The organism is Nitrobacter sp. CN101, from assembly GCF_055390255.1.
This window is the reverse complement of sequence record NZ_AP038833.1, coordinates 3,171,829-3,192,942: the sequence shown is the minus strand read 5'-3', so window position 1 is coordinate 3,192,942 and position 21,114 is coordinate 3,171,829. Positions and strand designations below refer to the sequence as shown.

The window sequence follows — 21,114 nt, the reverse complement described above, 5'->3', positions numbered from 1 at the left end:
AGAGTACCACTAGCAACAGTTTCGAGTTTCAAGTTTCGAGTTTGAGATTCGCTTGCGGGGTTCGCTGCAACGCGATCAGCGAGGGTCAAGTTCGTGTCTTCGCTGGAATCTCAAGAACTATCGTCAAAGGGGTATCTAATGAAACGTCGTGATTTCTTGAAAGGTTCGGCCGCGGGTGCCGCTGTCTCGGCCGTTGCCTCACCGGCGATTGCGCAATCGGCACCTGAGATCAAGTGGCGCATGACGTCGAGCTTCCCCAAATCGCTCGACACGATCTATGGCACTGCCGAGGTCTTTACCAAGCAAGTTGCGGAAATGACCGACAACAAGTTCCAGATCCAGGTTTTCCCGGCCGAGGAGGTCGCTCCTGGATTGCAGGCGCTCGATGCGACGGCCAACAAGACGGTCGAGATGAGTCATACCGTTTCGTATTATTATGTCGGAAAGGATCCCACCTTCGCGGTTTTCGCGTCGGTCCCGTTCGGGCTCAATGGGCGCCAGCAGAATTCCTGGCTGGTTCAGGGCGGCGGCAATGAGCTTGCAAACGAATTCTTCAAGAAGTTCGGCGTCATCGGGTTTCCTTGCGGCAACACCGGTACGCAGATGGGCGGTTGGTTCCGCAAGGAGATCAAGACCGTAGCTGATTTGTCTGGCCTGAAGATGCGGATCGGCGGCATTGCCGGTCAGGTGTTGCAGAAGGTCGGTGTGGTACCGCAGCAGCTTGCCGGGGGTAACGTTTATCCTTCGCTTGAGAAGGGTGCGATCGACGCGGCCGAATGGGTTGGCCCCTACGACGATGAAAAGCTGGGTTTTCAGAAAGTCGCCAAATACTATTACTATCCGGGTTTCTGGGAAGGCGGACCGACAATCCATGCGTTCTGCAATCTCGAGAAGTGGAACACGTTGCCAAAGACCTATCAGGCGATATTGATGAATGCGGCGGCGACGGCCAACACCTGGATGGCAGCTCGCTATGACATGCAAAATCCTGCCGCCCTCAAGCGGCTCGTTGCAGGTGGCGCCCAACTTCGGCCGTTCAGTAACGATGTTCTCGACGCCTGCCTGAAAGCCACGAACGAATTGTGGGATGAGATTTCAGCCAACAATCCGGACTTCAAGAAGGCGATCGACGCGATGCAAGCTTATCGATCGGACCAGTATTTGTGGTGGCAGGTGGCCGAGTATACCTACGACACTTTTATGATCCGATCGCGGACGCGAGGCTGATAACATTCGGACATCGAGCGTCGTTTAGCGTCCTATTTCGCGCGAAGGCCGGTGTCCTTTTGTCCGATATTCAGGCTCGCTGTAATCGCTTGAGCGAGTGGAGTTCGCTATGGTGTTTTCGAGCGAAGTGGATGCCGGTTCGCGTGAAGAGAACGCGTCAAAACAATAATCTAGAGCTTCGCTTCTGACGCTATCGGAAGCGATAAGGCTCTAGGAACGAATCCTGAGATTGCATCTATTGTCGGTTTGTTGGTGCTGGACTCAAATCGAGCGGCGCTACATCGATAATCGGAACCTCGATCTTGATCTTGTTGAGATCGACGGTTGCCGATTTTCCGAGCAGGCTTGTCACGCTCGCGGGGACCGCGATCACAAGAACGACCATGATGATCTGCAGTCCAATCCAGGGCACCGCACCCCAGTAGATGTCTGAGCTCTTTACCTCTCGTGGGGCGACGCCGCGCAGGTAAAACAGTGCAAAACCGAATGGCGGGTGGAGGAACGAGGTCTGCATATTGACGCAGATCATAACGCCGAACCAGATCAAGGCCGCGTCCGCACCGACGATGGGAGCGAGAAGTTTCTGGGCCACCGGAGCGATCATTGGCAGGATGATGAAGGCGATCTCGAAGAAATCGAGGAAAAACGCCAGGAAGAAGATGAAGACGTTGATGAAGATGAGAAAGCCCCATACGCCACCTGGCAGCGATGTCAGCAGGTGTTCGAGCCACTCACCGCCGGATACCCCAAGAAACACCACCGAAAAACAGGTCGATCCAATCAAAATGAACGTCACCATGGTCGTGAGGCGCATCGTCGATTGATAACCCTGTTTGATGAGGTCACGAAGTCCCGGGATGCGGACAGCTTCCAGACAAATCCACACGACTGCGAGATAGGTAACAGCGAACGCGATCTTGAAGATCAATCCTTTGGCCACGAAAATTCCGACGAGTGTTCCGATGCCTCCGGTGATCGCGCCGATGATCAGGAGTTTTTGGCCGGTACTGCTGAAATCTTTGTGGTGAATGGTTGCCAGCACGATAGCGCCGACAGCGCCCATCGCACCTGCTTCCGTCGGAGTCGCAAGGCCCAACATCATGGTGCCGAGCACGACGAAGATCAGGACGGCGGAAGGAATGATGCCCATCAGGCACTTGCGCCAAAGCGGCCAGCCGGCGAGCGTGCGGGATTCCTGTGGCACCGGGGGGACGTGATCGGGCTTGAAGAGACCAAGCAGGAAAGTGTAGCCAGCGAACAGCACGATCTGAAACAGCGAAGGGCCCCACGCGCCGAGATACATGTCGCCGACTGATTTTCCGAGTTGATCGGCTAGGACGATCAGCACCAGGGAAGGCGGAACGAGTTGAGTGATGGTGCCGGATGCTGCCAGCACGCCCGTGATGTAGCGAATGTTGTAGCCGTACCGCATCATCACGGGCATCGAGATGAGCGCCATGGCGATCACCTGAGCAGCGACCGTGCCGGTGATGGCGCCGAGGATTAACCCGACAAGTATGACCGAATAGCCAAGGCCACCGCGGATTGGTCCAAACAGTTGGCCCATCGAGTCGAGCATGTCCTCCGCGAGGCCGCAGCGCTCAAGCACCGATCCCATGAACGTAAAAAAAGGAATCGCGAGCAACAACTCGTTAGACAGCACGCTCCCGAACACGCGCCCCGGTATGGCCTGAAGGAAATTCAGATCGAAGAAGCCAAGATGGATCGCAAGGAATCCGAATGAGAGCCCCACCGCAGCCAGTGTGAAGGCGACCGGAAAGCCGATCAACATCGCCAGAACCAGGCCGCCGAACATCATCGGCGGCATCATTTCCAGCGTGATCATTGAGTCGGCCTCTCGTATGTCGCATCGATCGTGACGACGCCGAGTAGCGCCGCGACCCGCTTGATCACTTCCGAGACACCTTGAAGCGCGAGCATGACGAATCCGAGGGGAACGACGAGCTTGATCGGCCAGCGGACAAGACCACCGGCATTTCCCGACATTTCGCCGATCGCATAAGACTGCATGAAGAAAGGCCAGGACAGGTAGCTGAGCAACAGGCAGGCCGGAATGAGAAGAAAAAGGGTCCCGATGAGATCAAGCCAGAGCTTGCCGCGCTCGGACAGGAGCAGATAGAAGATCTCGACGCGGACGTGTTCGTTGCGTTTGAAGGTAAAAGATGCACCGAACATTACGAGGATGGCGAACATGTACCACTGCAATTCGAGCCAGCTGTTTGAGCTGTAGTCGAAGGCATATCGGATCATCGCATTCCCGGCACTCACCAGCACGGCAAGCAGCACAAGGATATTGCATACGTACCCAACCTTTTCATTGAGCTGGTCGATAGCTGTGCTAAGCGCCAGTAACGGACGCATCAATTCCTCCTGGCGGCTGTCGACCGCGATCACTGAAGCCGGACTTCAGAAGGCATCTCTCCGAAGCCGCAACGGCGGTTGTTTGTGCCAGATTGTGGAATACGGCGGCCTGTCGGATGCTGGCTATGAAGGGCGCCGCACCATTCCAATGCTACGTTGCCGCAGTCAACCGGGCCGTTGATGGTTTTGGGGGGTGGCGGACCGCTGAGCGGTTATAGCGTTAGGCTCCAGGAAATCACGACTTGGATAGAAGCCTTTGGGGTTTCGGATCAAGTCCCACGCATAATGGATCACCGATACCGTCAAGGCAGGTCCGCCAACCTTCGCCTCGGGATACGGCCAGACGGGTGGATACCTAAATCCGCTACCCGCCGGTTACACTCATGTGACGGCTTACACTCGGACGGTTGTGACGGTCGATAATAAAATCGTGGCCTTTCGGTTTGAGGCCGATGGCGCGATCGATCGTTTCGTACAGCAGATCGTCGGTGGGTGATGCGCGGAGCGGCCGGCGCAGATCGGAGGCGTCTTCGTGTCCGAGGCAGGTATGCAGGGTGCCCGTGCAGGTGATACGGACGCGGTTGCAGGATTCGCAGAAATTGTGGGTCATCGGCGTGATGAAGCCAAGTTTGCCGCCGGTCTCACTGACCCGAACGTAGCGGGCGGGACCGCCTGTACTGTCATCGAGGTCTGTGAGGGTGTATTGACCTTCGAGCCGAGCGCGCAGCATGGATAGCGGCAGGTACTGATCGGCGCGGGACGCGCCGATATCGCCCATCGGCATGACTTCGATGAGAGTCAGTGCCATGTCTCGACTGTGCGCCCATTCCATCAGAGATGGAATTTCGTCCTCGTTCAGGTGTTTGAGCGCAACCGCATTGATCTTGACCGCGAGGCCCGCGGCTTGTGCAGCGTCAATGCCTGCCATGACTTTCTGGATGTCGCCCCAGCGTGTGATCTCACGAAATCTGGCAGGGTCAAGCGTATCGAGCGACACGTTGATCCGTCGCACGCCGCAATCCTTAAGCTCGTTCGCGAAACGGGCCAATTGCGATCCGTTTGTCGTGAGCGTCAGTTCCTTCAGCGCCCCTGTCCCGAGATGGCGAGACAAGGAGCGGATCAGCGACATCACGTTGCGGCGAACCAGAGGCTCCCCACCTGTCAGCCGCAGCTTGCGCACGCCCTTGGCGATGAAAGCGGAGCACAGACGATCAAGCTCCTCCAGCGTGAGCAGATCCGCCTTGGGCAGAAAAGTCATATCCTCGGACATGCAATAAAAGCAGCGAAGGTCGCAGCGATCCGTGACCGACACGCGCAAATAGCTGATGTTTCGGCCGAACGGGTCGACCATTTTCCGGGAGCCCGAAGTCTCGGCGGGGGCAGAACAACCGGTCATTTCATTTGCCTTGTTGCAACGGCGTAGGAGGTATTTGTTTCTTTTCTAATGTAAGCGTGTTCTGGCCGGGGCACAATGTACCGGCTCTGCTGCAGTGCGCAAGAAATCCATTGAGATTAACGCACCGGAGCAGGCCGAGACGGCGCGTGATCCCTCGAGGCGGCGAACCGTCCCACCATCGCCGGCTGGACCGTGTAGCGGGGAAGATCGCCCGCTACGGCCTCAATCGCGATAATATCTCAGACCAGATCGACCGGACCGATTGATCAGCCGGTTACGTTCAGAGTCGCAGCTTGCAGTGCGGCGACCGCGTCCGGCAGTTCCCTCATGTGGCTGATAACACGGTCGGGTTTGAGTTCTGCGACCGGGACTTCGGTATAGCCGAATGTGACCCCGATAACGGGGATTCCAGCTCGGCGCGCCACACCTATGTCGGGACCTGCGTCACCAACCATAATGGTGGTTTGGGGGTTGCCCCCCGCACGGGCGATCGTTTGCCGCAAGATCGCGGGATCCGGTTTGGACACGCCGAAGGTGTCACCGCCACAGATTGCAGAAAAACGCGAACTCAACCCCAGTTGGTCCAGCAGCAGCTTGGCAAGCGCTTCCAGCTTGTTGGTGCAGACGGCGAAACGATATCCTCGCGCCGACAACTCGTCGAGCGCCTCGATAAGTCCCTCAAACGGACGCGATGCGTCAGCGATATGCGCCGTATAGTAGTCGATGAAGTCGCCCATCATCCGCGTGACCTCATCGGGTGTCGCCGAGCGATCCTCATGCTCAAGGCCACGTTCGATCATGCGGCGAACCCCTGCGCCAATCATCGAGCGGGCTGTCGGCAACGACACCGTGCGCAGGCCCTCGCGGTCCAGGACGAAGTTGAGCGCGGCGGCGAGATCGGGCGCGGTATCAACCAGCGTCCCGTCGAGGTCGAACACGACCATGGGAGGAGAGGAAGATGTCATGATGGTGGATCGGTATCCGCCTCCCGCCGGACATGCAAGGGTGAAGTGCGGCTGGCCTCGGCTCTCGGAAGGCGACGAAAAACACCCGACGCCCTGTTCCTTCCGGCCAAACGCCGCTAGTAACCATCCTGGAAATGCCTCGCAGCCAGGGCGAGGCCGCGCAAGATCGAGGTCCTCATGACGTTGGATGCATTGAAAAGACAGGCTGCGGCGCGTGCCCTTGAATATGTCGAGGACGGCATGAGACTGGGTCTCGGAACGGGATCTACCGCCAAGCACTTTGTCGAGCTTTTGGGCGAGCGCGTGCGCGACGGGTTGAAAGTTGTGGGCGTGCCGACATCAGAGGTCACGCGAGCCGACGCGGAGCGGTGCGGCATTCCCCTGACCACCCTGGACGACCTCGACAGGCTCGATCTGACGGTTGATGGCGCCGACGAAATCGACCCCGATCTAAATCTGGTGAAGGGCGGCGGCGGGGCGCTTCTGCGCGAGAAGATCGTGGCTGCAGCGTCGGACCGCATGATCGTAATCGCAGATGAGACAAAGTGGGTGGCGCGGCTGGGCCGCTTTCCCCTGCCGATCGAAGTCATTCCGTTCGGGCTCGCCGCAACGCGACGTGCGATTACGGAGGTGTTTGCAAAAGCCGGCGTTTCGGGTGAACTGGTCATCAGAAAGGGACCGGATGGTCATGCTTTCGTCACTGATGGCGGCCACTGGATTTTTGATGCCCATCTTGGGCAAATACCCGATGCATCCTATCTGGCCGGACTGTTGAATCCGATACCTGGCGTCGTCGAACACGGCCTTTTCATTGGCCTGGCAGGCGTGGCGATGCTGGCGGGTGCGCAGGGAATTCGCATTGTCGAGCGGTGATAGCGCCGCAATAAGGAGAATTGAGATGAGGTGTCTTTCAAAGTTTCTGCCAGCAGCTTGTCTTGCCGTGGCGCTCGCGTTCCCAGCCCTTGCACAAGCTCAGCAAGCCAGCCAGCCGACGGCCGCCGCCGTCGCTTCGGCCAAGGAACTTCTGACGCTGAAGCACGCGGGGGCGATATACGCAAATGCCATTCCGGGCATGGTCGAGCGGACCAAGACCACGCTGCTTCAAGCCAACCTGAACTATCAGAAGGATCTCAACGAGGTTGCCCTGATCGTTGCCAAGTCGCTGGCGGGCCGTGAGAAGGAGATCGGCGACGGCATGGCAAAGATTTATGCCAGTCATTTCACGGAGCAGGAGTTGAAGGACCTTGTCACGTTCTACAAGTCTGCGCTGGGGCAAAAGCTGATCACAGAGGAGCCCAAGGCGATCGAGGCGAGCATGAAATACATGAACGAATGGGCGCAGCAGTTCGCCGATGTCGTCAATGGCGAATTCCGCGCGGAAATGCGCAAGCGCGGCAAGGAAATCTGAGTTCGGCTAGCTCCTCAGCATGGCTGATTTCGACGTCGATCTGATCGTCATAGGCGGTGGGTCGGGCGGCGTTCGCGCCGCGCGCATCGCCGCCGGGTATGGCGCGCGCGTCGTGATTGCGGAAGAATACCGGATGGGCGGTACCTGCGTCATCCGGGGGTGCGTGCCGAAGAAGCTATTGGTCTACGGCTCTCATATCCGCCACGACATCGAGGATGCCGCCGGTTTTGGCTGGTCGATTTCGTCCGCAACGTTCGATTGGCCGACGCTGATCGCTAACAAGGACAAGGAGATCGCCCGGCTCGAGGCGGCTTACACGTCTACCCTCGAGAAGGCGGGCGTGCGGGTCGTCAAGACGAGGGTGGTCTTTGAGGATGCGCACACGCTCCGACTAACGACTGGTGAGACGATCCGTTCGAAGCATGTGTTGATCGCAACAGGGGGCGCGCCCAACCACGGACGTGCCATTCCCGGCATCGAGCACGTGATCTCTTCCAACGAGGTGTTTCATCTCGCGGAGCTGCCGAAGCGAATTGCGATTCAGGGCGGCGGATATATCGCTCTCGAGTTCGCCTGCATCTTTGCCGGGTTCGGTAGCGATGTGACCCTGATCTATCGCGGCGATAATATCCTGCGCGGCTTCGACCATGACGTCCGCGCTCATGTCCGCGCCGAAATGGAAAAGAACGGCATCACGATCCTGACGGGTTGCGTCGTCGAAAGGGTCGATCGGCACGGCGACGAGTTCACGTCTCATTTATCGAACGAGTCGAGCATTGCCTCCGATCAGGTGCTGTTTGCGATCGGCCGGCATCCAAACGTTGCAAATCTCGGCCTCGAGAAGGCAGGCGTTGCCATCAACCCGGAGAACGGCGGCATTGCCGTTGACGGCTTTTCGCAAACGAACGTGCCGCATATCCATGCGGTCGGCGATGTCACGCATCGCTTCAACCTGACGCCAGTTGCCATCCGGGAAGGGCACGCGTTTGCGGATACGGTGTTCGGGAGCAAGCCCACACGCGTGGATCATGCGGATGTGCCGACTGCGGTCTTTTCCCAGCCCGAGGTCGGCACGGTAGGTTTGACCGAGACGCAGGCTCGCGCGCAGTTTACCCACGTCGATATCTACAAGACGACCTTCCGTCCGATGAAAGCGACATTGTCTGGTCGCGATACCCGTATCCTGATGAAGCTTGTCGTGGATGCGACGACGGATCGCGTGCTGGGTTGCCACATTGTCGGCGATAGCGCGGCCGAGATGGTGCAGGTTCTCGGCATTGCGATCAAAATGAAGGCGACCAAATCCGATTTCGACGCCACCATGGCCTTGCATCCCACGGCGGCCGAAGAACTCGTGACGATGCGGACGCCCACTGAACGCCATGTGCGTACAGGCAGCGAGTGAACGTTCGAGCCGAACCCGGTGGGTATTGAGGACTTTGATCCGGCGACATACCTGAAAGCAGCTGTTGTCCGACGCCTATCAGGATCGGGGTCTTTCTCGATAAGTCGGAAGAAAGTATTCCTTTTATCACAACGCCTTATACGGCAAAACTTAATGCCAACTGGCGCGGCCCGGCCGGTGAGTGTATATACCGGTCTTCATCCCCGTTAAGTGACGGTTTTTGCTCAGGAGTTGACCTTATGTCCGAGCGCTGGGCACCCGATAGCTGGCGCACCAAGCCCGTGCAGCAGGTTCCGGTTTATCCGGACACGAAGGCATTGGGCGAAGTCGAAGCGCAGCTTGCTACGTTTCCGCCGCTGGTGTTTGCGGGTGAGGCGCGCAACCTGAAGAAAGCCTTGGCCCGAGTCGCAAACGGCGAGGCATTTTTACTGCAGGGCGGAGACTGCGCCGAGAGCTTCGCCGAGCACGGCGCCAACAACATCCGCGACTTCTTCCGCGTGCTGCTACAGATGGCGGTGGTTCTGACTTATGCCGGCGCGTTGCCGGTTGTGAAGGTCGGCCGGATTGCCGGCCAGTTTGCCAAGCCGCGCTCGTCTCCGATGGAGAAGATCGACGGCGTCGAATTGCCGAGCTACCGCGGCGACATCGTGAACGACATTACGTTCAACGCACAGTCGCGAATACCCGATCCACACCGTCAGATCATGGCTTATCGGCAGTCGGCGGCGACGCTAAACCTGCTGCGTGCCTTCGCGACTGGGGGGTTTGCCAATCTTGGCAGCGTGCATCAATGGATGCTTGGTTTTCTGAAGGACTCCCAGCAGTCGCGCCGCTACAAGGAATTGGCCGATCGTATTTTCGACGCGCTCAATTTCATGCGTGCCTGCGGGCTCAATCTTGAGAGTCATCCGGAACTGCGGTCGACCGACATTTATACCAGTCACGAGGCGCTGCTGCTCGGTTACGAGCAGGCCTTGACGCGGATCGACTCCACGACCGGCGACTGGTACGCGACGTCAGGCCACATGATCTGGGTCGGCGATCGCACCCGCCAGCTTGATCATGGCCACATCGAGTATTTCCGCGGCATCAAGAATCCGATCGGGCTGAAGTGCGGCCCGTCGCTCAAGCCGGACGAACTTTTGAAGCTGATCGACGTGCTAAATCCTGAGAATGAACCGGGGCGCTTGACGCTCATCGGCCGCTTCGGCTCGGACAAGGTGGCCGATTATCTGCCGCAACTGATCCGCACGGTGAAGCGCGAGGGCCGTGCTGTCGTGTGGTCATGCGATCCGATGCACGGCAACACCATCACGTCGACGAGCGGCTACAAGACCCGTCCGTTCGACCGCATCCTGTCGGAGGTCAAGTCGTTCTTTAGTATTCACGCCGCGGAGGGCACGCACGCCGGCGGCGTTCATCTGGAGATGACCGGGCAGAACGTCACCGAGTGCATCGGCGGCGCGCGCGCCATCACGGACGAGGATCTTAACGACCGCTATCACACCGTCTGTGATCCGCGCCTGAATGCCGAGCAGTCGATCGACATGGCGTTTCTGATTGCCGAGTTGCTGAGGCACGATCGGAACGGAAAGGCGAAGCCAATCCCCGCGGTAGCAGGTCTCTGAGGTGTTGCGCTTATGGCGGGCTACCATCAATAGCTGGAACGGATTGATCTTTGCCACCCGTTCCGAGCAGGCCATCCGACAGGAATTGTCCGCGCTATTGCTGGCCCTGCCGCTGGCGTGGCTTGTCGGAACGACGGCGGCCCGCCGTGCTGAACTCGTTGCGGTGGTTCTGCTGCTTCTGGTGGTTGAGCTTTTGAATACCGCGATCGAAAAACTGGCGGACCGATTGACGACCGATCATGATCCACAGATCGGGCGCGTCAAGGATATGGGTTCGGCTGCTGTTGGCGTAGTGCTGCTCATCATAGGTCTGGCCTGGAGCAGTGCCATCGCCGAACGCATGGGCCTCCTTTAGGTTTTGATCGGATGTGTTTTCTCGTCCCCAACCGGTGTCCACTTCGCGGGAAACCGCTATAAGCGCGCCAAATTGCAGTAAGGCGAGGCCTGCGGGTACAGCGTCCATGACCGAAACAACCTTCAAGATCACGCTCGGCCAATTGAATCCGACGATTGGAGACATTGCCGGCAATGCCGCCAAGGCTCGCGCGGCGCGCGCCCAGGCCAAGGCCGACGGAGCCGCGCTGGTGGCGCTTCCGGAGCTGTTCATTGCCGGCTATCCGCCCGAAGATCTGGTTCTGAGGCCAGCGTTCCAGGCTGCCTGCCGCGAGGCGATCGAAGGTCTCGCGCGGGAGACCTCCGACGGCGGCCCGGCCATGCTGATCGGTACGCCATGGGTCGATGGCGGCAAACTCTATAATGCGTATGCGTTGCTGGACGAGGGGCGGGTCGCGGCGATCCGCTTCAAGGTCAATCTGCCGAACTACGGCGTGTTCGATGAAAAGCGCGTATTCGCGCGGGGACCGGTCGGGGGGCCCCTGAAAATTCGGGGCGTGCGGATCGGCGTGCCGATTTGCGAAGATACGTGGGTCGAGGAATCCGCCGAGTACGAGAACGTCGTCGAGTGCCTGGCGGAGACCGGCGCGGAAATTCTCGTCGTTCCCAACGGCTCGCCCTATGCAAAAGGCAAGAGCGACATCAGGCTGTCGATCTCGGTCGCGCGCGTGACCGAAAGCGATCTGCCGCTGGTCTACCTCAATCAGGTCGGCGGTCAGGATGAGTTGGTGTTTGACGGTGCATCTTTTGTGCTGAATGCTGATCGCTCGTTGGCGGCCCAGCTTCCAGCCTTCGAAGAAAGCATTATCACCCTGCAATGGATCAGGTCCGCGGCAGGATGGCACTGCAACGGACCTGTCGCCCCCCAGATCGACGGTGACGAAGCCGACTATGCCGCGTGTGTGTTGGGCTTGCGCGACTATGTGCGGAAGAACGGATTTCCCGGCGTGCTGCTCGGCGTATCGGGCGGCATCGACTCGGCCTTGTGCGCGGCCATCGCCGTCGATGCTCTTGGAGCGGAGTGCGTCCACGGCGTCATGCTGCCGTTCCGCTTTACCGAGCAGGTCTCGCTCGACGATGCTGCGACGCTCGCAAAGGCGCTCGGCATTCGCTACGACGTGCTGCCGATCGCGCCGGCAGTGAATGGTTTCGAGGAGATTCTCTCAAGCACGTTCGCGGGATTCCCCCGCGATATCACGGAGGAGAACTTGCAGTCTCGCGCCCGCGGCACGCTTCTGATGGCGATGTCCAACAAGCTGGGTGCGATGGTGGTAACCACCGGCAACAAATCGGAAATGTCGGTGGGTTATGCCACGCTGTACGGTGACATGAACGGCGGCTTCAATCCGATCAAGGATATCTACAAGACCGAGGTGTTCCGGCTGGCAAGCCTGCGCAACGCGTGGAAGCCGGACGGCGCGCTTGGTCCATCGGGCGAGGTGATCCCGCCCAGCATCATCGCGAGGCCGCCGACGGCCGAGTTGCGAGAGAGTCAGCTAGATCAGGATTCGCTGCCGCCCTATGAGCTACTCGACGCGATTCTCGAGCGGCTGGTCGAGCGGGAGGAGCCGCTGGCGTCGATCGTCGCGGACGGGTTTGACCGCGATGTGGTCGTGCGAGTCGACCGCTTGCTGACCGCCGCCGAATACAAGCGTCGCCAGGCGGCGCCGGGCGTCAAGGTCACGCGCCGAAATTTCGGTCGCGACCGGCGCTATCCGATCACCAACCGGTTTCGCGATTCCGGTAAACCATTGCCAGTACCGGATGAGAATCTCGTCTCGCGGTCGGGGACGGTTTCGGCGGAAGCCTTCGAGGGATGACGGCTGAAATCAGAGTATGACCCCGCCCCGAAGGGCCGCGCCAGCGCAAATGGCAAACCGCCATCCAATTTTCATCCCGCTCTAATGCGCGGGTATGAACGTTGGCCCCACCGACCGGATCGGCTTGTTCGAGGGTGTGGAGGCGGTCGGCGCAGTATCTGCGGGGCTGGTCTGGGGTGCATCGGCTTTCGCCGCTGAGTTTTTCTTTTGCGAACCTTTGTCGCCGGTCGGCTGTGAGATCTTCCGCGCGCCGTCTTCCGTGACGATGATGTCGCCCTGCTGGGCGGCCGTCGCCTTGTCGTCGAGTCCCTTCAACGCTTCCGCCCATGTCTGGCCCGCAGCCTTGCACGAGCACGACGGATTGAACTCCTGGCGGTATCGAAATGCGTTCGGCGACGACGAATAAGGTTGCCCGCTGGTAGAGACTGCCTGATTCATGTCTTCGCCGGGATTGCGATACGCGTACAGCGCGGCGTCTGCCGCAGGACAAAGATTCTTGCAGGTCCGCTCGTCGTCGGAAAACCGGCTCGGAGTGGTGGCGAACGAGATCGGAAAGTAAAAACCGTCGCACGAACGTACGCAGACGGTCCGATAGGTTCCGGATTGCGCGCCCGAATCGACTGGCGGCAGGATCGTCTGATTGTCGGAGTGGTTGCCGAACAGGTCGTCGAAGAAGGAGCCCTGGTTCCGCACGGCTGCCGCATATTGCGGGCCGCAATTGTTCTGGGCCAGTGCAATCAGCACGGAACGGCGCTGACTGTCGCGCTCGGGGCTGGCGCCGTTGCCGGCCCGCAGCCGCTCCAGGTTGGTGGTAATCTGCTGGAGGTTGGTCCGCATGCGCTGGATCTGGTGGGTGACCGGTCCGCACTGTGCCGACTGGGCGTTAAAGAGCTGAAAGAATCCTGAACTGTCGCAGCCCGTGCTCCGCGCTTGCGCGATGACGTGTTCGAGCTCGGCCTGTTGCCGGCCTGCTGCCTCCTCATAGCGCCGGATCTGTCCGGCTCGCGCAGGATCGGTGCCGCCACGGTCGATGCTTGCGAGCTGCGCCTCGAGCCGCGGACAAATCGGATTGACCCCTGGCGGAACGCCTTGCGCCAAGGCATCGGCGGCCGCGCCCGCAATGCCGACGGCGCAAGCCAATATTCTTATCGTGCGGGCAAAGGAAAGGTCAGGCATGATCCGCCATCAGAGCGATCCCGGAGCGATTCTGCAAATTTGCTCTACGAAGAGGAACTGTCTTCCGCACAACGAGTCCATCGCGATGATCTTTTCAGCAACCAGCGAGCCTGATTGCGTTGCGACACGCTGATGGTGCAGGCTGGATGCGTTACTCAGATGGCCGTTCGCCAGCGTGGCCGTGTCTTATCCGCTTCTCGCGGCAGCGTCACGTCGTTTCCGGGGCACGAGTGTGGCGGCCTTGGGTGCAACACAGGTTTTCCTGCTATGAATCGGCGCATCAACGTTGACAGGTAATTGCGACGTACTCGTTGCAGCCGCTGTGCCGGCAGGAATTTGTGGACCCTCGAATCGAATCCGTCATCTCGTCAGGCCGGACGCGTCTGTAAGCGATGGCCTGTGCAAAATCGCGTGACCGGCAGTAGGAATGCGCGGCGTGGGCTCCGCAGCTTTCGCCTTGGGCAAGGCACTGGTCAACGCCATACCCGTCGGCGTGGTTGGCAATGATGAAGATGCGGCTGTCGGCGCATGCGGTGGCTGCAAAGAGAGCTACGCCTGCCAGAACGACGGGAAAAACCCGAACTGCGGGGAGAATATGCATGATGGGCCGGGAAAAGGAGAAGGTGATGGCGGAGTTCGCCACGGAGAATACGGGGCGATTTCGCGGCGAAATAAGGCGTTTATGGGGCGCAACTTGACGATGTACCCCGGCTGTTCCATGTTGACCGAAATGAACGGTTTCCTCGCCATTTGTGGCATTTGCCGCGAGATTACGGGCTAGCGATTCGCTGGCCGAGGCCGTCTTTTCTCACAATAGAGCACTGGACGCCCGGCGGTTTGGAGCGGGATTCTATGGAACTGCGTCTTTACGATACGCTGACGAAGGAAAAGCGTGTTTTCACGCCGATCGATCCGTCGAACGTGCGGATGTATGTCTGCGGTCCGACCGTCTACGACTTTGCCCATATCGGCAATGCGCGGCCGGTCATCGTGTTCGACGTGCTGTTCCGGTTGCTGCGACATGTCTACGGCGCCGACCATGTCACCTACGTCCGCAACATCACCGACGTCGACGACAAGATCAACGACCGCGCGGGGCGGGATTTTCCGGGCCTGCCGCTGAACGAGGCGATCCGCAAGGTCACCGAAAAGACGGCCGCGCAGTTTCAGGCCGATGTCGCGGCGCTCGGCTGCCTGCCGCCGACGCATCAGCCGCGCGCCACCGAATTCGTGGCTCCGCGCTCCGACGGCAAGGCTGACATGGTGACGCTGATCAAGCAGCTGATCGCGCGCGGCCATGCTTATGAGGCCGGCGGCGAGGTGCTGTTCGACGTGCAGTCGATGCCGGACTACGGGCTGCTGTCAGGCCGCAGGCTGGATGAGCAGAAGGCCGGCGCGCGGGTCGCGGTGGACGCGCAGAAGAAGAACCCGGCCGATTTCGTGCTGTGGAAACTGTCGTCGGATGACGAGCCGGGCTGGGAAAGCCCGTGGGGAAGGGGACGGCCGGGCTGGCACATCGAATGCTCGGCCATGAGCGCGGCCTATCTCGGCGACGTCTTCGATATCCACGGCGGCGGCCTCGACCTGATCTTCCCGCATCACGAAAACGAGATCGCGCAGTCGCGCTGCGCGCACGGCGCGCACGCCATGGCGAACTATTGGATGCACAACGGCTTCCTGCAGGTCGAAGGCGAGAAGATGTCGAAGAGTCTCGGCAACTTCGTGACGATCAATGAGTTGCTGACCACGGAGAAATTTGGTGGACGGAAGTGGCCGGGTGAGGTGTTGCGGCTTGCGATGCTGAAGACCCATTACAGATCGCCGCTCGACTGGACCGTTCAGGGACTTCAGGAAGCCGAAAAGATGCTGGATCGCTGGTATGACGCGATCGGCGATGTCGAGGCAGGCCAGATATCCGCTGAGGCTCTCGATGCGTTCGGCGATGATATGAATACACCGAAGGCGATTTCGGAATTGCATCGACTGGCCCATCCGGCTGTCGCCGGTGAGATGATGGCGGGTCTGACATCGATGGGGCAATCGCCCGCCCCTGAAATGTTGAAGGCGTCGGCGAACATCCTCGGCCTTTTGACACAAACAGCCACGCAATGGCGCTTACGTCGAACCGAGGGGCATGGCGTTGATAACGACGCCGTCGAGGCGTTCATTCGGGAGCGCGCTGCCGCCCGCGCGCGAAAGGACTTCAAGGAATCCGACCGCATCCGCGACGAACTCGCCGCCATGGGCGTTGTCCTGAAGGACGGTAAGGACGCCGACGGCAAGCCGGTGACGACATGGGAGATCGCGCGATGACCAAGCCGGAGACGCCGTTTCCGAAACACTGGCGCTATTACATTTTTATCAAGTGGGCGGTGATTGTCGCGGCGGTCGTGCTGGTCGCCCGTCTATTCGGAGTGTTTTGACGCGATGGGACAGGCGCTTCCCAAACCTGCGCTGCGGCCGATGCTGCCTGCCGATGTTCCCGTGCTGGCGGCGATCTTTGTCGCCAGTGTGGAGGAACTGACCGGCGACGACTATAGCGAGGCGCAGCAGATCGCCTGGGCCGCCGCTGCTGACGATGAGGACAAATTCGGCGCGCGGCTCGCGCGCGAACTGACGCTGGTGGCGACGCTTCAGAGTTCGCTGGTTGGCTTTGCGTCGCTCAAGGGCGCCGATCATATCGACATGCTTTATGTGCATCCGGGCGCAGCGAGGCATGGGGTCGCGACCGCCCTGTGCGATGCGCTTGAGAAGCTTGCAGGCGCGCGCGGCGCCAAGGCGCTGACCGTGGAAGCCAGCGATACGGCGGAGCGATTCTTCGCCAAGCGCGGCTACGTCGCGATGCAACGCAATTCGGTGACAATCGGCGACGAGTGGCTGGCCAATACCACGATGAAAAAGACGCTGGCGGAGGGAGGGGCGGCATGAGCCGCGAACGCCTCTATCTGTTCGACACCACGTTGCGGGATGGCGCCCAGACCAACGGCGTCGACTTCACCTTGCAGGACAAGCAGGTGATCGCGAAGATGCTGGACGATCTCGGCATCGACTATGTCGAGGGCGGCTATCCCGGCGCCAATCCGACCGATACCGAGTTTTTTTCGCAGAAGCCAACGCTTCGCCATGCGCGGTTCACCGCTTTCGGTATGACGCGTCGTCCTGGCCGATCGGCCTCCAACGATCCCGGGTTGGCCGCGCTGATCGCGGCCGAGGCGGATGCAATCTGCTTTGTCGCGAAATCGTCCGCCTATCAGGTCAGGGTCGCGCTCGAAACCACGAACGACGAAAATCTCGCGTCGATCCGCGACAGCGTGAAGGCAGCCACAGCAGTTGGCCGCGAGGTCATGGTGGACTGCGAGCATTTTTTTGACGGCTACAGGGAAGACCCGGTGTTCGCGCTGGCCTGTGCCATGGCGGCTTACGAGTCCGGCGCGCGGTGGGTGGTGCTGTGCGACACCAATGGCGGCACCATGCCGAACGAGATCGAGGCGACGGTTCGCGAGGTGACGAGGTACGTCCCCGGCAGCCATCTCGGCATCCATGCCCATAATGACACCGAGCAGGCGGTCGCCAATTCCCTTGCCGCGGTGCGCGCAGGGGCGCGGCAAATTCAGGGCACCCTGAATGGCCTCGGCGAACGTTGCGGCAATGCCAATCTCTGTTCGTTGATCCCGACGCTGAAGTTAAAGAAAGAATTCGCCGACCTCTTCGAGATCGGGGTAACCGAGGATCGGCTTGCGGCTCTGACGCAGGCGTCGCGCACGCTCGACAACATGCTCAACCGCGCGCCGAATCGGCATGCGCCCTACGTCGGCGAAAGCGCGTTCGTTACTAAGACCGGCATTCATGCGTCTGCGATCCTCAAGGATCCTACGACGTACGAGCATGTCCCGCCGGAATCGGTCGGCAACCGCCGCAAGGTGCTGGTATCGGATCAGGCCGGCCGCTCAAACGTGCTTGCCGAACTTGAGCGCGCCAACATCGCGTTCGACAGGAACGATCCGAAGCTCGGGCGGCTGATCCAGGAGATGAAGGAGCGCGAGGCGGCGGGCTACGCCTACGAATCCGCGAACGCGTCGTTCGACCTCTTGGCGCGGCGCACGCTCGGCCGCGTGCCGGAGTATTTCGACGTCGAGCAGTTCGATGTCAACGTCGAGCAGCGTTACAATTCCCACGGTCAGCGCATCACTGTTGCGATGGCGGTCGTGAAGGTCAGGGTCGACGGCCAGCCCCTGATTTCGGCCGCCGAAGGTAACGGTCCTGTCAACGCGCTCGATGTCGCCTTGCGCAAGGATCTCGGCAAATATCAGAAATACATCGAGGGGCTGAAGCTGATCGATTATCGCGTGCGTATCCTCAACGGGGGCACGGAAGCCGTGACGCGGGTACTGCTCGAGAGCGAGGACGAGGAGGGCGAGCGCTGGACCACGATCGGCGTGTCGCCCAATATCATCGATGCGTCGTTTCAGGCCCTGATGGATTCGGTTTTTTACAAGCTGGTGAAGTCCGGCGCGCCACCGTAAACGATCCCGTTGCCGTTTAGTTATAGTCGGTCGGCGACGTCGGCCGGCATGTGTTTCGAGTCCAGCGTGCCGCTCGCGGCGATGCGGAGCTTCGGCAGGATGTCCTCCACGCGGTCGGCCTGCAGGACATTCACTGCGAGCGTGGGTCGGATGAAGGCAGTATCCCTCATATGAGCGAGCAGAGCGAGCAGCGGCTCCCAGAAACCGTCGACATTTGCCAGCATGATCGGCTTGCTGTGTCGTCCGAGCTGCTGCCAGGTGAGTTGCTCCACCAGTTCCTCTAGCGTGCCGACCCCGCCTGGCAGAGCGACGAACGCGTCCGAGCGCTCGAACATCAGGCGCTTGCGTTCGTGCATATCGCGGGTGACGATCATCTCCTGCACGCGCGACAGCGCATGTTCGCGTGCGGTCAGGAAATCCGGAATAATGCCGGTAACGAATCCGCCGTGATCGAGAGTCGCGGTCGCGATGGCGCCCATCAGGCCGACCGAGCCGCCGCCATAGACCAGCCCGACCTTGTTCCGGGCGAGCGCTCTACCAAAAGCGAGGGCGGCTTCGACAAACTGGGGATTTGTACCGGGGCCTGAGCCGCAATAGACGCAGACCGTTTTGATGGTGTTCATGGAATCGATGTGGCCCAGAACAATTGCAGCGTCAAGGCTCGGCTATTGCCGGCACGGGGTCAAGTGCCTGCGGGTGGCCTCCGTAGCGAAAAGAATTGCCGGGTAAGGGTGCATGCAGCATCCAAACGCTCTATATGACTTGGATATATGACCTCGACTAGACGATATTTGCGGCTGCGGACGCCATTTCCGGGTTCAGGCCTAAGCGATGCCTGAGGCGGCTTTCCATCAAGCAACCGTGCCGGCGAAACCTTCAGCGGATCCCACCCGGAACGCGACCCTCGGCAGGGCGCTCTTGCATCTGTGGCCCTATATGTGGCCCGGAGACCGCGCCGACCTGAAGATGCGCGTGGTTTGGTCGTTGGCGCTGTTGCTTGCGGCAAAAGTCGCGACCCTGGTCGTTCCTTTCACGTTCAAATGGGCGGTCGATGCGCTGAACGGCGCAGGGAGCGCGCCCGTGCAGCCCGAAAATTGGGCGATGTGGCTGATCGTGTCGCCGCTCGCGATGACGCTGGCTTACGGCTCCGTCCGCGTGCTGATGGCGCTGCTTACCCAATGGCGCGACGGCATCTTTGCCAAGGTCGCGATGCACGCGGTGCGCAGGCTGGCTTATCGGACGTTCGTCCACATGCACGAGCTGTCGCTGCGGTTTCATCTCGAACGCAAGACCGGCGGGTTGACGCGCGTGCTCGAGCGGGGTCGCAACGGCATCGAAGAGATGGTGCGGCTTGTCATCCTTCAGCTCGTTCCGACGGCGGTCGAAGTCGGATTGCTCACGGGCGTACTGCTTTGGCAATTCGACTGGCGCTACGTTCTGGTGACGCTGGTGACTGTCATGGTCTACATGGCCTTCACCTACAAGGCGACGCAATGGCGTATCGAAATCCGCCGCCGGATGAACGACTCCGATTCCGATGCCAACACCAAGGCGATCGATTCGCTTTTGAACTACGAGACGGTAAAGTATTTCAGCGCCGAGACGCGTGAAGCAAAGCGCTATGACCGGTCGATGGAGCGCTTCGAGACGGCAAGCGTGCAGACCTATACGTCGCTGGCGGTCCTGAACGCGGGGCAGGCGGTGATCTACACGGCCGGGCTGACGGCGGTGATGATCATGTGCGCGCTCGGCGTGCGCAATGGCACTCATACGGTGGGCGATTTCGTCATGGTCAATGCCATGATGATTCAGCTTTACCAGCCGCTCAACCTGATGGGTATGGTTTATCGCGAGATCAAGCAGGCGATCATCGATATCGAAAAGATGTTCGCCGTGCTGACCCGCCGTGCGGAGGTGCAGGATCGTGCGGGTGCGCAACCGCTACGCATCGAGCGGGGGTCGGTGAGGTTTGAGGATGTGCGGTTTGCCTACGATCCGGACCGCCCGATCCTCAAGGGTTTGACGTTCGATGTACCTGCGGGAAAAACGGTGGCCATCGTGGGGCCTTCGGGAGCTGGAAAATCGACGCTGTCGCGGTTGCTGTTCCGGCTTTACGACGTTTCGGGCGGCCGTATCCTGATCGACGGTCAGGATATCCGCGACGTGACGCAGGAGTCGTTGCGCGCGGCGATCGGGATGGTGCCGCAGGACACCGTGCTGTTCAACGATACCATCCGCTACAACATCCGCTATGGCCGCTGGGACGCGTCGGACGAGGAGGTCGAGGCGGCCGCCAGAACGGCGCAAATCGACGGCTTCATCAGGATGTCGCCTAAAGGCTATGAGACCGAGGTCGGCGAGCGCGGACTAAAATTGTCAGGCGGCGAGAAACAGCGCGTGGCGATCGCGCGCACGGTGCTGAAGGCGCCCCCCATCCTCGTATTGGACGAGGCGACGTCGGCGCTCGATAGCCACACCGAGCACGAAATCCAGGAGGCTCTCGAACGGGTCTCGCGCAACCGAACTTCGCTGGTGATCGCGCACCGCCTCTCCACCATTGTGGGCGCCGACGAGATTATCGTGCTTGATCGGGGGCGAATTGCCGAGCGGGGAACCCATGTCGAGCTTCTAGCGGTGGAGGGTCTTTACGCGAGCATGTGGAATAGGCAACGTGAGGCCGAGGAGGCGCGGGAGAGGCTTGCGCTGATCGGCGAGGACGAGGGCACCCCGAATCGCGCCCCACCTCCTGTGGACGATCCCCTGGTGGCGCCAACCGCCGCGGCGGGGTAGA

The 21,114-nt window shown here is 60.2% G+C and carries 19 protein-coding genes; 12 read left to right on the top strand and 7 right to left on the bottom strand.

Annotated features, from left to right (window positions below; genetic code table 11):
• The first annotated feature begins 138 nt into the window (after positions 1 to 138).
• Complete coding sequence (locus ACZ5IL_RS16140) at positions 139 to 1,227, top strand: TRAP transporter substrate-binding protein (RefSeq protein WP_464593046.1); 1,089 nt, start codon at positions 139 to 141, stop codon at positions 1,225 to 1,227.
• Between the two features lie 235 nt (positions 1,228 to 1,462).
• Here ACZ5IL_RS16140 and ACZ5IL_RS16135 read toward each other — a convergent pair whose 3' ends face one another.
• From ACZ5IL_RS16135 to gph, 4 genes are all read right to left on the bottom strand, one after another.
• Positions 1,463 to 3,073, bottom strand: coding sequence for a TRAP transporter large permease (locus tag ACZ5IL_RS16135; RefSeq protein ID WP_464593044.1), 1,611 nt, complete (start codon positions 3,071 to 3,073; stop codon positions 1,463 to 1,465).
• The gene (locus ACZ5IL_RS16130) at positions 3,070 to 3,609 is read right to left on the bottom strand and encodes a TRAP transporter small permease subunit (RefSeq protein ID WP_464593042.1); all 540 of its coding nucleotides are present in this window, start codon (positions 3,607 to 3,609) and stop codon (positions 3,070 to 3,072) included. Before ACZ5IL_RS16130 ends, ACZ5IL_RS16135 begins: the two co-directional genes overlap by 4 nt.
• 364 nt (positions 3,610 to 3,973) lie before the next feature.
• A complete protein-coding gene (moaA, locus tag ACZ5IL_RS16125) occupies positions 3,974 to 5,005 on the bottom strand; it encodes a GTP 3',8-cyclase MoaA (protein ID WP_079446264.1) in 1,032 nt (343 codons plus the stop codon).
• Positions 5,006 to 5,271: 266 nt separating this feature from the next.
• Positions 5,272 to 5,970, bottom strand: coding sequence for a phosphoglycolate phosphatase (gene gph, locus ACZ5IL_RS16120; RefSeq protein ID WP_464593040.1), 699 nt, complete (start codon positions 5,968 to 5,970; stop codon positions 5,272 to 5,274).
• A 177-nt stretch (positions 5,971 to 6,147) separates the two neighbouring features.
• On the opposite strand from gph, the gene rpiA reads away from it, so the two are divergent.
• The 6 genes from rpiA to ACZ5IL_RS16090 all read left to right on the top strand — a co-directional run bounded on the left by rpiA (position 6,148) and on the right by ACZ5IL_RS16090 (position 12,624).
• Entirely contained in the window at positions 6,148 to 6,843 is a 696-nt protein-coding gene (gene rpiA / locus ACZ5IL_RS16115) for a ribose-5-phosphate isomerase RpiA (RefSeq protein WP_464593038.1), read from the top strand.
• Positions 6,844 to 6,868: 25 nt separating this feature from the next.
• Positions 6,869 to 7,378, top strand: coding sequence for a DUF2059 domain-containing protein (locus tag ACZ5IL_RS16110; protein WP_079446267.1), 510 nt, complete (start codon positions 6,869 to 6,871; stop codon positions 7,376 to 7,378).
• Positions 7,379 to 7,397: 19 nt separating this feature from the next.
• Positions 7,398 to 8,783, top strand: coding sequence for a glutathione-disulfide reductase (gor, locus tag ACZ5IL_RS16105; protein ID WP_464593036.1), 1,386 nt, complete (start codon positions 7,398 to 7,400; stop codon positions 8,781 to 8,783).
• Positions 8,784 to 9,022: 239 nt separating this feature from the next.
• Positions 9,023 to 10,411: a class II 3-deoxy-7-phosphoheptulonate synthase gene (locus tag ACZ5IL_RS16100; RefSeq protein ID WP_464593034.1), complete on the top strand. Its 1,389-nt coding sequence runs from the start codon at positions 9,023 to 9,025 to the stop codon at positions 10,409 to 10,411.
• A gap of 1 nt (position 10,412) precedes the next feature.
• Positions 10,413 to 10,766 carry a diacylglycerol kinase gene (locus tag ACZ5IL_RS16095; RefSeq protein WP_464593032.1) on the top strand — a complete coding sequence of 118 codons (354 nt, stop codon included), beginning with the start codon at positions 10,413 to 10,415 and terminating at the stop codon, positions 10,764 to 10,766.
• Between the two features lie 106 nt (positions 10,767 to 10,872).
• Complete coding sequence (locus ACZ5IL_RS16090) at positions 10,873 to 12,624, top strand: NAD+ synthase (protein WP_464593030.1); 1,752 nt, start codon at positions 10,873 to 10,875, stop codon at positions 12,622 to 12,624.
• An 81-nt stretch (positions 12,625 to 12,705) separates the two neighbouring features.
• Here the strand turns inward: ACZ5IL_RS16090 and ACZ5IL_RS16085 are convergent, their stop codons facing one another.
• Positions 12,706 to 13,800, bottom strand: a complete 1,095-nt coding sequence (locus tag ACZ5IL_RS16085) for a DUF2865 domain-containing protein (RefSeq protein ID WP_464593028.1) — start codon at positions 13,798 to 13,800, stop codon at positions 12,706 to 12,708.
• A gap of 280 nt (positions 13,801 to 14,080) precedes the next feature.
• A complete protein-coding gene (locus ACZ5IL_RS16080) occupies positions 14,081 to 14,362 on the bottom strand; it encodes a hypothetical protein (RefSeq protein WP_464596918.1) in 282 nt (93 codons plus the stop codon).
• Between ACZ5IL_RS16080 and ACZ5IL_RS16075 the strand changes: the two genes are divergently transcribed.
• The 4 genes from ACZ5IL_RS16075 (at position 14,258) to cimA (ending at position 18,323) form a co-directional block, all read left to right on the top strand.
• On the top strand, positions 14,258 to 14,581 hold the full coding sequence (locus tag ACZ5IL_RS16075; RefSeq protein ID WP_464596984.1) for a hypothetical protein: 324 nt from the start codon (positions 14,258 to 14,260) through the stop codon (positions 14,579 to 14,581). The genes ACZ5IL_RS16080 and ACZ5IL_RS16075 overlap by 105 nt on opposite strands.
• Before the next feature lie 71 nt (positions 14,582 to 14,652).
• Positions 14,653 to 16,113 carry a cysteine--tRNA ligase gene (gene cysS / locus ACZ5IL_RS16070; protein WP_464593026.1) on the top strand — a complete coding sequence of 487 codons (1,461 nt, stop codon included), beginning with the start codon at positions 14,653 to 14,655 and terminating at the stop codon, positions 16,111 to 16,113.
• Between the two features lie 114 nt (positions 16,114 to 16,227).
• Positions 16,228 to 16,728, top strand: a complete 501-nt coding sequence (locus ACZ5IL_RS16065; RefSeq protein WP_464593024.1) for a GNAT family N-acetyltransferase — start codon at positions 16,228 to 16,230, stop codon at positions 16,726 to 16,728.
• The gene (cimA, locus tag ACZ5IL_RS16060; protein ID WP_464593022.1) at positions 16,725 to 18,323 is read left to right on the top strand and encodes a citramalate synthase; all 1,599 of its coding nucleotides are present in this window, start codon (positions 16,725 to 16,727) and stop codon (positions 18,321 to 18,323) included. The genes ACZ5IL_RS16065 and cimA overlap by 4 nt, the downstream gene beginning before the upstream one ends.
• 20 nt (positions 18,324 to 18,343) lie before the next feature.
• On the opposite strand, the gene ACZ5IL_RS16055 is transcribed toward cimA, so the two are convergent.
• Complete coding sequence (locus ACZ5IL_RS16055; protein ID WP_464593020.1) at positions 18,344 to 18,946, bottom strand: LOG family protein; 603 nt, start codon at positions 18,944 to 18,946, stop codon at positions 18,344 to 18,346.
• A gap of 208 nt (positions 18,947 to 19,154) precedes the next feature.
• Here ACZ5IL_RS16055 and ACZ5IL_RS16050 point away from each other — a divergent pair, with 208 nt between their 5' ends.
• Entirely contained in the window at positions 19,155 to 21,113 is a 1,959-nt protein-coding gene (locus ACZ5IL_RS16050; RefSeq protein WP_464593018.1) for an ABCB family ABC transporter ATP-binding protein/permease, read from the top strand.
• Position 21,114 lies beyond the last annotated feature (1 nt).